Here is a 13,695-nt window from a genome sequence, read left to right as displayed (position 1 = left end):
ACAGCAGAGCTGCATAAGGGCAACTAGAACTGTTCAACGCGTACACCTTCTTTCTTCCATCTTATGGATAATCAACAAGTTTATTTATTTTTCATTTCTGTCAAGCAGGAATCGCAGATTTTTCTACCCTTATATTCGGAAATATCTTCTATAGAATCACAGAAAATGCATCCAGGCGTATACTTCTGCAGAATAATTTGTTTGCCATCCACGAAGATTTCCATACCATCGCCGTGGTGTATGCCTAGTTTTTTTCTTACTTCCATTGGAAATACGATTCTTCCTAGATTGTCTAATTCGCGGACGATGCCTGTTTCATTCATGTCGTTCTCTCCCTATTTGTATAATCTTGTCTTCGCTATAAATTATATAAAAACATTTATACGTACTCAATAGTGATAACATATGTTTCCACATGGTTTTCCATAAGTTAGAAAATGTATAATGTTCTCTTATGAAGAGAGAGGGAGGAACAGATCGAATTCTCGGCAAGCTGACTTCCAAAAGATAAGCGTGCTCTATCTTAATGATGGTAAGTCACGTCCAAAACGATAAAATGAGCTTCTTTGTTACAAGAAAGCCTAAAAATTTCGTTTTTTGGGAGGACGATAGTTTGCAAGTACGTCATGTTGAAGCTCTAGTTCTCCACACAGTACATGGCCTTGTTGTGCAAAATGTGGTGCATATTGATACATAATACGCAACATGAAGGAAAGTTATCTTTCTATAAAAATCATGATTTGAGATTTTTATCTCTCATCTTTACATATTCACCTATATATTCTATCAATAAGGACACGGAACATATGAGAAAAGCAAAACTGAACTCTGCATAAGTTGTCAGCTTTACAGTATCAAGCCACTCATCAAGAAAATGAATACAAGACGCAAAAATGAAAAAAAGTATAATCTCATTCAAAACTAGAAGTGAAAGTCTGAGTCTTCCAGAGGAGATATGTTTAACAAACGCATCCAGCAAAGAACCTACAGGGGCTAGGATAATAAAAATGACTAACATAAACAGACACAATTGAAAAACAGAAAAGGCTGACTCAAAATACATCGGTATCGCCTCCAATAAATTGATAAGCTTATACATACAAATGCAAAAATTGCTGAGAATGCTCTCCTTTTTTCTAATCAAAACTTTTTGAACCTAAACCAATCCAAATATACTAACCTCATTTATTATCACTTCTTATGTGTCTTCACAATAAAATGGATTTTTATTTATCTTGTTACATCCGATTTTCTATTTATTTCATAAATCGTTCTTTTTTTCTAGACTTATTCCTTTCATGTAAGGTTAATGTAAGAGTGTAGACAGATACCAGAAAGCATCCTTCGTTAAAATGAGTAATACGAGAGCATCGGCGCCATACGCGGGATATTGTATTCTCTGATATGCAGCCTTTTAAGTCGGAGGCATTATTGCCCATTTTTCCCTTCAAAGTTGTACGTGAGTTTTATTCCTATTAATTACTTCTGAGCTCTACTCCTACTGAAGTTTCTGATCAGTCTTGAGACGGATGGGAAATCAGTCATAGGGTACTTTCTGATCATCATGTAATGCAGTAGTATAAGAAATAGTTGTGATATGGTAAATAGATACAACCTTGTTTTCTATTTCCTGTTAATAGCAGAAGAACAGGAGGAATAGTGTGAAAAGATCGTTAGTCATACCAGTAGTTGTTACAGCTCTACTCATGATTTCTGGCTGTAGCACTCCGGCATCATCTAAAGTGTCGGAAGAAACAAAAAAAACAAAAGTAGTCAATATTATTAAAGTAATGGAGCAAAAACAGTCTTCTATCATGACTAAAGCGGGGGTTATAGGGGCAAAACAGGAGAATCAACTGGCGTTTGGAACGTCTGGAAAAATCGTAACTCTGTCCATTAAAAAAGGAATGAAGGTAAAAGCCGGCCAGGTTCTGGGTACGCTTGACACATCCGGAAATCAAAGTACCATTGCTTTATCTCAGACGCAAATCAATGGGGCGCAGGAAAAACGCGCCAAAATTTTGCGTGGAGATAGCAAGGTAGTAGATACATACGATAGTACAATTCAGCAAACTGAAAATTCGATTGCTAATACAGAAGATTCAATAAAAAAACAAGAAATTAAAATTCAAGATCAGATGAAAACGCTGGAACAGGATAAAACAGATCTTCAGAGAAAGGAAGCTTTATTTTCCAATGGGGCTATATCAAAAGCTGATATAGATGGCGTAAGAACAAAAGTAGACAAAGCTCAATTGTCATTAAAAAGTGAACAAACCGAGTTAGAATCATTGAAACAGCAGAAAAAACGCTTACAGGAGCAAAAACAATTAACGCTTCGTCAAAGAGAAAAAGCCATTCAGGCGGACAAAGATAATGCGGATCGGCTAGCTAGCATAACTACGGAAATTGCTACAGCTCAAAATGGAATTGTGAAAGCCAATAAGGAGATTCAGGATTCCAAGTTAATTGCTCCGTTTGACGGGATTATTACCGATGTAAGTTTTCATTCTGGCGATGTCGTTGCACAAGGAAGTTCCGTTGCTACAATCGTTGATTTGTCAGGAGTAAAAGTCAGCATAGAAGTAGAGCCTGCACTAATACAGCAATTTACAAAAGGGAAGAGCATAACAGTGATAAATGAAGTGGGGGAGCAGACAGCAGGGTCGGTTACATATATTTCTCCCCTGATAGATGCAAAAAACGGAAAATACAAGGTGGAAATTACGGTTCCTCATTCCCCAGAGAAATGGCAAGGCGGTATGATTGCAAGTGTACAGATGCCACGTAAACTGGCAACAAGTACTATTCTTCCCTTGGAATGTATCGGGGTGGGGGAAAAGGGCCGCTATGTACTTGTAGTTGAAAATGGAATGATAAAGAAAAGAAAGGTAGAAATAGGTCAAATTATCGGTGATAGGATTGAAGTTCTTTCCGGTGTTCATCCGGGGGACAGTGTGGTTACTTCAGGTATTTCCTTCCTTCTTGAAGGCGAAAAAGTAACACCGAAGGAGGGATAGAGATGGAGCGATTTATTGAATTTTGCTTACAACATAAACTTATTGTTTATTTGTTAACATTTTTCATTCTTTTTGCAGGAACTGCTTCTATTTTTACATTTAAGCGCGAACTTATGCCAAAGCGAAATTATCCATGGATTACAGTCAATGTCTCTGGCGCTTCTATCCCTGCTGAGGAAATGGAAGATAAAGTAACAAACCCGGTAGAAAAGGAAATTAATTCACTCTCTAATATTAAAAACTATCAATCAACAACAACACCTGGAAACGCCCAGGTTAGAGTTGAGGCAGAGGACGGAAAAGGCGAACAGGTCAAACAGGATATTGAATCTGCGGTTAATCGGCTACGAAACACTTTTCCAAAAACGGTGAAGACGGTAACCGTTGTGCAGGAGGGAAATCAGGCGACTGAAGTATTAATGAGCCTTGCTCTTTCAGGGAAAGAGCTTCCTGTTCTTTATAATCTTTCAAAGACGGATTTTACCAGTCGATTAGAAGCTATTGAGGGCGTCAAAAAGGTAGAAGTATCCAATGCAAATGTGGCTAACAAAATTCAAATTACCTTTAAACCGGATCAATTGGCTGCCTACAAGATGACGCCAAAAGGCATTGTCGATCAGCTGCAGGAATCTAATGTAAAACAGGCAATTGGAACATTGAAAAACAGGAGCTTTAATACAGTTGTTGAGATAGATAACTCATATAAGACAGTAGAGCAGATTAATTCTGTATTTATTAAAACACCTATAGGGAATGTCCCGTTATCCAATCTGGCTGTTACTGAAGATATGCGTGGGAAGAAGAAGGATGCGATTTTTCGCTATAACGGGGAAGACTATGTCCAGTTATCCCTCACAAAGACAGAGGGCAGCGACATTATTCGTACATCTGATAAAGTAAAAGAAGAGATTGAAAAAATAAACAAGGAATCCAACGGCAAGTATAAGATGACGGTATCTGTAGACTTTGCAAGCTATATCAAGCCGTCTATTAACAATTTGAGCCGTGACCTGACTTTGGGTGGACTTCTTGCCATTATCATTCTACTTATTTTCCTACGAAATTGGCGCGTTACCCTTGTCATTTCAACAACACTTCCTGTTTCCATTATGATGACGTTCATCGGTATGAAATTCGGTGGCTATAATATTGATATGGTTACCTTGATATCTTTAAGTTTATCAACAGGGCTGATCGTCGATGCTGCTATTGTGGTTTTGGAAAGCATTTATCATTTACGGGAGAAGGGCCATACGTTACGCGATGCGATTAAGCAGGGAGTAAAGGAAGTTATAACACCGGTTCTGACGTCCCAGTTAACCATTATTGTTGTATTTGTTCCATTAGTGCTATCTAATCTAGGTGGAACCGGGTTTAAACCGATTATGATGACTATTGCTTTTACGATCACGGTAGCGATTCTTGCGTCTACCATTGCAGCGCTTCTATTTGTTCCCGTTTTCTCTAACGGCTTTCTACAAAAAGATAAACAGATGCACCAGGAAGCAGGAGGGCGTGCTTCGGGATTAACAAATTTCTTTGTTAATTTTGCCGCCCTGGCTTTACGCCATCGCATCATTACAATTATTCTAGCAAGTTGTTTATTTGCTGGGGCACTTATGATTTCCCCGATGGTGCAGATGAGCTCTATAAATGATATAGATGAAAATCATGTATACGCCAGTGTAAAGCTACAAAGCGGGGAGACGCTGGGGAGTGCACTTTCTAAAACACTGCAAATCGAGCAGGACTTTAAGGAAATTCCGGAAATTAAAGACCTGTATATTACGACAGATAAACAGTCATTAGGAATTGATATGAATTTGATCAAGATAAAAGAGCGGAAGCGGCCGAAAGAAGAAATCCTGCTTGATATGAATAACAAACTGAACGCTTTAAAAGGAGTTGAGCACATACAGGTTGGTTTCGGCAGCAGTGGCCAGATGGCGCCAGGCGTTGAACTAGAAGTTAAAGGAAAAGATAATGAAGTGCTTCACCAGCTTTCTGAAAAAACGGAAAAAATGCTTGCCGCCATACCAGGCATAAAAAATGCACGCAGCGATTTTAGTGCTGGGGAAGAAAAAGTTATTCTTACTCCGCGTCAGGATATTATGAACCAACTGGGAATTACCCAACAAAGTCTGATGGCACAGATTGAGGGCTTTGTGAATGAGGAGTCTATCACAAACTTTACACTTGAATCGCTGGAGCTTGATGTCGTCGCCAGATACCCGGAGAATTTAATGAAACATCCGGAACAACTGCGGCAAATTAACATTACGACACCGGAAGGAGTGAAGGTACCACTCACTCATTTGATAGACTGGAAATACAGCAAATCCCTGAAGAGTATTGCTCATAAAGATGGGGAACGCGTCGCCAATATACATGCTGAGATTATTGGCTCCGATCCGGGAACGGTGGGTAGAGAAGTAACGAAAAAATTGGAAGGGATTTCTGTGCCGACAGGATATAGCATTGAAATGGCAGGTACATTAAAACAACAAGGAGAAAATGCACAGAGTGCTCTTATGGCCCTCCTGACAGTTATCGGGATGATTTATTTGATTATGGTTGCACAATTTAATCGACTTAGTCATCCGTTTATTATTATGCTATCGCTTCCTATGGCAATTGTCGGTGTAGTAGTGGGACTTGTGGTTACACAACGACCGCTCAATGAATTAGGCTATGTAGGAATTATTATGCTGGTTGGTATTGTGGTTTCTAACGCCATTCTCCTTATTGATCGAATTAATCTACTACGTAACCATGACAAGATGGAATTGAAGCCTGCGATACTAGAAGCAGTGCGGAACCGTGTACGGCCGATTTTAATGACAAAGCTTACTGCTATTCTGGGGATGCTTCCTCTTGCACTAGCAATGTCAGAGGGGGGAGCGCTAGAAGCGCCGATTGCTACCATTGTGATTTCGGGATTGATTTTCCATACAATAATAACCTTGGTTCTTGTTCCTGTCCTTTATTCCATTTTTGAGGATATGGATATCTGGAGGAAAAATCGACAGAAGCGAAAAAAGCAAGGACGAAACATAATACATGAAAAGGATGCCGTTTAACGGTATCCTATTTTGTTTCCTGTGGTAGGTTTAAAACAAAGTTTAACCGTTATAATAAAGTTAAATCGCTTATATGTGGATTTTTGATAATGCAGGGTTTTTTCTTCAAGGGTATTGATTATCCAGTATAATCCAGAGTGTAGCGTCATCACACCGTGCCCCAAACGGGCGTCGGTTCGTCTCCCGCACCGAGAGGCCCAGATGTTTTGCCGGTCCGGCCCTGGCGCCACAAAGCGGCCGTGTCTCTTCCTTGTAGAGAAAGACGAGGGAACACGCCGACGCGTGCACCTTCTTCCTTCCATCTTATGGATAATCAACAGGCGTGAAGAAATATATTTAAGTTAAAGGAGTAGAATATGGAAAATAATGTTTTTGAACAAATGGCAAAAAAATATGATACAGAAGAACGAATTGAATTAGCCAAAGTTATAGTTAAGGAAGTAAGATCAGAATTACGAAATAGTAAATCAAAATCATTAATAGACTATGGGAGTGGTACCGGTTTAATTGGTTTAGAATTAACAGACTTGGTGGATTCTGTTTTGTTAGTGGATTCATCAAAACAAATGTTGGAGGTTGCAAAAGAAAAAATTTCTCGCAAAGGAATTACAAACTCCAAGGTGGTTTGTTCAGATTTTACCGAAGAAACACCTAAACTTAAGGCAGACATAGTTTTAATGTCACTAGTTCTTCTTCATATTCCGGATACTAAAAAAATTCTACAAGAATTATTGAACGTTTTAAATAATGGTGGCAAATTAATTATTATTGATTTTGACAAAAACGATAAAGTAAATCATCCAAAGGTTCATAATGGTTTTTCCCATGAAAGCCTAAAAAAAATATTATCCGAAGTTGGATTCAAATCCATCAAAATTAAGACATTCTATCGCGGAAATTGTATTTTTATGAATCAAGATGCCTCAATGTTTATAGCAAGTAGTATAAAGTGACTTCTTAAACAATCGGGCGCGATTCTTGAGCATGAAGTAAATGGGCAATACATATTATACATGACTAATATGTATTGCCCTTTATTTTTTATGACTTTCTACAAGTTAGGTCTTTATAATGTATGCTAAGACAATTTTTGGAATGAAAAAACTTTTCTTGATACCCTGAATGTTTTTTATAACCAAGCTTTTTTTAAGAGTTCCACACCAAGCTGGATTTCATTACGAGAAAGATTACTAAAACCAAGTTTAATAATTGGTTTATCAGAATTGTTTTTAACGAAGTAAAGTGAGGTGGGATACACTTTAACACCATAAGAGGAAGCACGCTCGATTAGCCATTCTTCTGAGCGTTTCAAGTGTACTTTGACTAATAAGTATAAGCCAGACTGCTCACCAATAATGGATATATTTTGCCCAAATTCTTTTCTTAATGCTAATACTAAGTGCTGCATTTTTCGTTTATAAACAAGACGCATGCGTTTAATGTGGCGATTCCATTCCCCATCTTCCATAAATTTAGCCATGGTGAGTTGGCTAAGAATCGAAGTGGTACTTTCGAAATGAAGGAATTGATGTTTATAACGATCTAAAAGGGGCTGCGGCAACACCATGTAACTTAAACGGATTCCTGGAAGAAAGGACTTTGAGAAATTCCCTAGATAAATGACCCTTGATGAATCAATAGAAGCGAGAGCCGGAAATGGCTGTTGTGTATAGCGGAATTCACTATCATAATCGTCTTCAATAATGTATCCATTCCTCTTGTCAGCCCAATGAATAAGTGCATGCCGTTGTTGAATAGGCATGCTTACCCCGTATGGACTGTGATGGGAAGGCGCTACATAGATTAATCGTGATTTCATATGTTCTAATTGTGAAAAATCAGCACCTGTTTCATAAACGGGTAACGTTTCAAGCGTAAAACAATTTAATTGAAAAGCTTCCCTAGCGCCATCATACCCAGGGTCTTCAACTGTAATGCTCGAAAAATCATCCTTCAGTATATGCCCAAGGTATACAAGCATTTGTTGGGTACTGCTTCCGATAATAATTGCATTTGCATCTGCTTTTACCCCACGGGATTGGAGTAGGTATGCGGCAATTTGTTCACGTAAGCACATCTCACCAAAGGGTTCCCCGTATCGAAAACTCTCCTGTAACGTGAGTACTTGATTGGCAATTCTCCTCCAAATTTTTAAAGGAAAATGTGTTTGATTTACCGCATCTGGCCGAAAATCAACGAGGACAGGTATTACTGACTCTGTTTGCCTTTTATTATGGGAGATTAACACCTCCTGAAATAAAAGGGGCTCCAATTCATTTGCAAAATAACCTTTTCGTCCTTCTCCACGAATATAGCCTTCAGCTACAAGTTGCTCATAAGCCATTAATGTCGTATTGCGACTTACTTGAAGAGAGTCTGCAAGTTGACGAATGGAGGGCAATTGCTCATTAGCCAGTATATCCCCTTGCTCAATAAATAATTTAAATTGCTCATAGATTTGTTTGTATTTGGGAGAGTCATCCTTGAAAGTAAAAATGGTATTTTTCATTTACTATCCCTTCTGACATGTATATTTGTTTATTATTGTACCTTTTTTCATGTCAGTTTGTATAATATTATTTTTTTAACGGATATTTATTTTTAATTCTTATATTTTTTAAAATTCAATTACAGGTTGAAAGGATGATTATTGTGTACATTCCTAAGCAATATCGTATGGAGCATGATGAGGCAGTTCAAATGATGAAGTCTTACCCGTTTGCCTTATTGATTACTGTTGATGAACATCGCCCGTTGGCTACGCACATTCCGTTGGAAATTCGTGAAGATGAAGGGAAAATCTATGCGACTGGGCACATTGCATACGGAAACATGCAGAAGAAAACCTTGGATAATAATAGTGATGTGTTGCTTATTTTTCAAGGACCACATGCTTACATTTCGCCAAGCTGGTATGAGGTTGAAGAGGTTCCTACATGGGATTATCTAGCTGTACATGCGTATGGAACAGCGCGTGTAATCACTGGGGACGAGCTGAAATCAGCTTTGGGTACTATGCTTAAACACTATGAGTCTCATCGAGAAAATGGTCGGCTCTGGGATACGTTTGATCCAAAGTTACTTGAGAGTGAAATGAAAGGAATAGTTGGCTTTGAAATTGAAATCACTACTATTCAAGCTGCAGCCAAAATGAGCCAGAATCGCAACAACACCGATTACAAATCGATTGTTGCAGAGCTTGAAAAATCAAATGAACAAGAGGAAGTTCAGGTTGCTCAGTGGATGCGTGAGCAACGGAAAGGGTTATTTAAATGATCAACCTAACCCTCCCTGATATGTGAATTTTTTCAGTATTGTACCTTTTTTCATGTCAGTTTTGATTATATCATACCACGTACTATATAAGTTACACTTGATATTTTGGCATGATAACGTGGTTGGATGCGCCCTGCGCTCTGGCAGAGGAAAGGCCAGTGTGTCTTTTCCTGCCTCCTTGATGAAAACGAACCTTAAAAATAAAGTGTAACCTTGCTTTAACCAATCAAGGAGAAGCCCTATTAAATCATGTGCAAAAATACAACAAGGAGTTGCATTTTATGGAGTTTTCAACGATTTGGCTATTTGTAATTGCTGCTGCTTATCTTATCTATCTGGGGTGTAAGATTTTATTTTCTACATCTGATGGAACGACTTCAGAAATTCCAAAAGCCCCTCGCAAAAAATCATTAAAGATTTTTTACGAATCAGCGCTTGTAGAAGTAATGAATCCTAAGACAGCACTCTTCTTTTTAGCCTTCTTTCCGCAATTCATATCCCCTTCTACTGGATCAGTCACAGTACAATTTTTACTTTTAGGAACTATATTTATTATCCTAGCTTTTAATTAGTGATGGTCTGTATGCAGTTCTTGCAGCAAGTATTAGAAAGCGGATTGTGGGTAGTAAGGAGAGTTCAAGGTTAGTGAATCGGATAACTGGTTATTTGTATATTGTTCTAGGGGTATTCTCCACCTTTGCAAGCCCCTCCAAAACATAAGAGTGTTATGATGAAATTTATCGTGTTGTGACACAACAAATAGCGATTCTACCAAGACAATAAGTAAAATGAAATGGAGAGATATTTTATGCCCAGATTTATTATTGAAGATGCCTTTTGGTCATTATTTCCTCAGGCAAAAATAGGCACCGTTATTTGCCAGGGGATTGATAATTCAATAAGAGACGTTGAAATCTACGAGAAGCTGCTACAGGAGGCAGAGAAAGAAGCACATAAATTCTTAAGTCTGGAGGAATTTAGTAGTAATCCAGTCATATCTGTTTGGCGAGAAGCTTTTCAGAAATTCAAGACAAAGAAAGGGGCAAGGTGTTCCATTGAAGCTTTATTAAAAAGAGTGAAAAATGGCAATCATATCGGAACAATAAACCCGCTTGTTGACATTTATAATTCAATTTCATTGCGTTATGGACTTCCGTGTGGTGGGGAAGATATTGACACTTTTGTAGGTGATATTCGGCTAACGCAGGCAAATGGCAACGAACCGTTTATCCCATTGGGAAATGATGAAAATGCTTCGCCATATGAAGGTGAAATTGTTTATAAAGATGATGATGGTGCAATATGTAGATGCTGGAATTGGCGTGAAGCTCTGAGGACGATGCTAACAGAAAATACGAAAAATGCATTCCTCTGTATTGAATTAATAGATGAAGCAAGAAGCGATGAGTTTCACAGGGCGCATCCACCCTCCTCTTTTTTCCGAATTTCCTCCTTCCAACCACGTGATCATGTCAAACTATCAAGCGTAACTTACGTAGACGATGAGCCGGGAGATAACCGCGGCTATCAATAAATGACGGGAGTGAACCTTCCAGTCGTCAGGGCCTTGAGCGAACCCTTCGATACATGTCGCCTGCTGCTCTTAATCATATCGCTAGTAAAACAGGAAGTATGAGGAGAAAGCGAAAGTGCCAGGGCACCGAACAGAATTGATGACTAGCTTGTTTATTTTTGCCGACTTCATACAAAGTTTCTGTTTTTTTGATGCTCTGTCATATATACAATAGGAAGTAGAAAAAGCTCAAACAAGACATAAATTGCCACACCTGTTGATTGTCCATAAGGTGGAAGAAAGAAGGTGCGGCGTCGGCGTATTCTCTCGTCTTTTTCCTATAAGGAAGAGACATGGTCGCGTGGTGCCAGTGCCGGACCGGCGCTCGTTTGGGACACGGTGTGGTGACGATCCTCTCTGGACCGTACTGAATAATCAACACCCTTGATAAATTGTATTGGAGGCCTGGTATATGGTAGGGGTAAGCACATTGCTAGTAAACGCATTTATTATTATTATTATTTGTATTTTATTTTATCAAGTTTCTTGGATGGATAGAACAGACGAAAAGGCACACAATGCAATCCTAATTTTTTTATTAGCTACCGTTGCTACTGTACTATGCATGACATTTCCTTTCCATGTATCGTTAGGCTATATTTATGATTTGCGATTGGTCCCTATTATTTTATGTTTTCTTTATGGAGGATATAGAAGCTTATTTTTTACTAGTATTGTTTATCTCACTTATCGTTATTACTTAGGAGGGGCTGGCTTTTATGCTTCCGTTCTTTTGTGCCTGATTTTGGTTTTTATTATTTTTATCTTACAGTATGTATTTCCTGGTTTGATAAGAAAAAGAAAAATGGTTACAGGTATGTTTCTTATTTTTGTAGCCTGTACTATTTTTATTATTTTTTCAATATTTAATGAAATAAAAATAAATAATGGGATTAGTGATATAATTACACAATTTTTTATTAGATATGCTGTAATTAATTTATTTACGATGTGGCTCTCCCTCTATTTAATTGAAGCCATGATTGAGAGGAAGAAATTAAAAGAGGAGATGAATCGATCAGAGAAAATGCGCATAATAGGTGAACTGGCTGCCTCTGTAGCCCATGATGTAGTACATGGATTTATGCAGTTGCTTGGCAGCGATAAAATTCAAGAAAGTAAAAAAGAAGAGTATTTGCAAATAATGATGGCTGAGCTAAATAGAGCACAGTCTATCATTACAGACTATTTATCCCTTGCTAAATCAGAGATAGGAACCAGGGAGCAAGTGAACATGGAGCAGCTCATACAGCAAATTGTTACGATTGTTTCTCCGTTAGCCTTATTGAATGGTGTAGAAATCCGTTGCTCTATATCTATGACTGAATTACCGTATTTGCATACTGATCCCGAAAAAATAAAACAGTGCCTTATCAATATAATGAAAAATGGAATTGAAGCGATGACTAACGGAGGGATTTTACAAGTTAATGTACATAAAAGGAGTGACGATTTTATTATTGATATCATCGATACAGGGATAGGTATGACATCGGAAGAGGTAAAGCAGCTGGGGATGCCTTTTTATTCTACAAAAGAAAAGGGAACCGGATTAGGCACAATGGTTTGCTATAGTATTATTAGAGGGCTAAATGGCAAGATAGAAGTTACAAGCCAAAAAGGGAAGGGAACGTGTTTTTCGATTATCATCCCAGCATGTTAAGTGGACATTGTATCATAGACATTGTATCATATAGAATTCATTTGACGTAGTAACAAAGGTTCAGGCAGGTAGGAGAATCGGAGAAAGAAGAGGTTGGATGCGCTTCTTTTTTGATGAATAATAAGCTGAGAGGAGAAAAGGAGGAATTTATTTTGATGATACGCCGTGCAAGTAAAGAAGATGCAAATGCATTGAGTGAACTGTCATTTCGCTCTAAGGCTTACTGGGGCTATAACGATGCATTCATGAAAGCATGCCGGGAAGATTTAAAAGTGACAGAGGAAGATATAAATCTTTCGCACGTATATGTACTCGAAGTATATGGAAAGGTGGTTGCATTTTATAGCTTGGTATATGACAAGGAAGGAGCTGAGCTAAGAAATTTCTTTGTTGATCCTATTGGCATTGGTAAAGGGTATGGGAAGTATATATGGAAGCATCTTATTGAAACTGCAAAATGTCTGGGGATAGAGCAGTTTTTCATACATAGCGATCCGCATGCGGAAGGGTTTTATAAAAAGATGGGAGCCATGCGCATTGGTGAGGTACAGTCTACTGTATTTCCCGATAGAAAGCTTCCTTTCATGCAGGCTATGGTTAAACCATAAAACAGTAACCCGGTTTATTACCTACGTATGGTTCATTTTTGTATAAAATATGTGTAAATCCCCATACTGAAAAGGAGTGTCATGGACATACATACATTAGAAGGGGGATGTGTGATGCGTAATCAATTGGTACAGGATGCCCAACAGTCATTAAACAATGCTTTCCAGGCCGTGAGCCAGCTTGAAGGTACACCGAATGAAAAGCAAGTGATGAATAGTGCACGTAATGCAATGGAACATGCCCGTCGTGCTATCGAACAGGTGCGAAGTCACGGGGAGCAGCAAACTGTGGATGAGATGGAGCGGCAAATCGAGCAGCTTCAGGCGCGGTTTGAGTCAGCACAGGATGACAGCGCCAAGCATATTAATTAACAAGATCAAAAAACTCGCGGGATGAGTTCCGCGAGTTTTTTGATCTTGTAACCAATAAATAATGTCACGCCTGTTGATTATCCATAAGGTAGAAGAAAGAAGG

General features: G+C 38.5%; 11 protein-coding genes and 1 pseudogene. 9 read left to right on the top strand and 3 right to left on the bottom strand.

Translation table 11 applies throughout. The features are described 5' to 3' along the window. Positions 1-80: 80 nt before the first annotated feature. Complete coding sequence (locus HMPREF0083_RS15620; RefSeq protein ID WP_021622526.1) at positions 81-323, bottom strand: AbrB/MazE/SpoVT family DNA-binding domain-containing protein; 243 nt, start codon at positions 321-323, stop codon at positions 81-83. Between the two features lie 410 nt (positions 324-733). After that, a complete protein-coding gene (locus HMPREF0083_RS15615; protein WP_040303034.1) occupies positions 734-1,063 on the bottom strand; it encodes a YrvL family regulatory protein in 330 nt (109 codons plus the stop codon). 598 nt (positions 1,064-1,661) lie between these two features. On the opposite strand from HMPREF0083_RS15615, the gene HMPREF0083_RS15610 reads away from it, so the two are divergent. From HMPREF0083_RS15610 to HMPREF0083_RS15600, 3 genes are all read left to right on the top strand, one after another. Continuing rightward, positions 1,662-3,020, top strand: a complete 1,359-nt coding sequence (locus HMPREF0083_RS15610) for an efflux RND transporter periplasmic adaptor subunit (RefSeq protein ID WP_040303033.1) — start codon at positions 1,662-1,664, stop codon at positions 3,018-3,020. Between the two features lie 2 nt (positions 3,021-3,022). Continuing rightward, a complete protein-coding gene (locus HMPREF0083_RS15605; protein WP_021622522.1) occupies positions 3,023-6,100 on the top strand; it encodes an efflux RND transporter permease subunit in 3,078 nt (1,025 codons plus the stop codon). A 356-nt stretch (positions 6,101-6,456) separates the two neighbouring features. Beyond that, entirely contained in the window at positions 6,457-7,053 is a 597-nt protein-coding gene (locus HMPREF0083_RS15600; RefSeq protein WP_021622520.1) for a class I SAM-dependent methyltransferase, read from the top strand. Between the two features lie 176 nt (positions 7,054-7,229). Here the strand turns inward: HMPREF0083_RS15600 and pdxR are convergent, their stop codons facing one another. Further along, positions 7,230-8,609, bottom strand: a complete 1,380-nt coding sequence (pdxR, locus tag HMPREF0083_RS15595) for a MocR-like pyridoxine biosynthesis transcription factor PdxR (RefSeq protein ID WP_021622519.1) — start codon at positions 8,607-8,609, stop codon at positions 7,230-7,232. Between the two features lie 134 nt (positions 8,610-8,743). Here pdxR and HMPREF0083_RS15590 point away from each other — a divergent pair, with 134 nt between their 5' ends. The 6 genes and pseudogenes from HMPREF0083_RS15590 (at position 8,744) to HMPREF0083_RS15565 (ending at position 13,592) form a co-directional block, all read left to right on the top strand. Next, positions 8,744-9,376, top strand: a complete 633-nt coding sequence (locus tag HMPREF0083_RS15590) for an FMN-binding negative transcriptional regulator (protein WP_021622518.1) — start codon at positions 8,744-8,746, stop codon at positions 9,374-9,376. A 311-nt stretch (positions 9,377-9,687) separates the two neighbouring features. Continuing rightward, positions 9,688-10,096, top strand: a pseudogene (locus HMPREF0083_RS15585) (LysE family translocator); the annotation flags it as partial. 88 nt (positions 10,097-10,184) lie between these two features. Continuing rightward, the gene (locus HMPREF0083_RS15580; protein WP_245191347.1) at positions 10,185-10,910 is read left to right on the top strand and encodes a B3/B4 domain-containing protein; all 726 of its coding nucleotides are present in this window, start codon (positions 10,185-10,187) and stop codon (positions 10,908-10,910) included. A 451-nt stretch (positions 10,911-11,361) separates the two neighbouring features. Then, complete coding sequence (locus tag HMPREF0083_RS15575) at positions 11,362-12,612, top strand: ATP-binding protein (RefSeq protein ID WP_021622513.1); 1,251 nt, start codon at positions 11,362-11,364, stop codon at positions 12,610-12,612. A 155-nt stretch (positions 12,613-12,767) separates the two neighbouring features. Continuing rightward, positions 12,768-13,220 (top strand): GNAT family N-acetyltransferase, encoded by a 453-nt coding sequence (locus HMPREF0083_RS15570; protein ID WP_240961211.1) that lies wholly within the window; start codon positions 12,768-12,770, stop codon positions 13,218-13,220. A gap of 114 nt (positions 13,221-13,334) precedes the next feature. Then, positions 13,335-13,592: a hypothetical protein gene (locus tag HMPREF0083_RS15565; RefSeq protein ID WP_040303032.1), complete on the top strand. Its 258-nt coding sequence runs from the start codon at positions 13,335-13,337 to the stop codon at positions 13,590-13,592. Positions 13,593-13,695 lie beyond the last annotated feature (103 nt).

This window comes from Aneurinibacillus aneurinilyticus ATCC 12856 (genome assembly GCF_000466385.1).
Classification (GTDB): Bacteria; Bacillota; Bacilli; order Aneurinibacillales; family Aneurinibacillaceae; genus Aneurinibacillus; species Aneurinibacillus aneurinilyticus.
The sequence above is the reverse complement of the archived record's forward strand: the minus strand, read 5'-3'. Positions and strand labels throughout refer to the sequence as shown.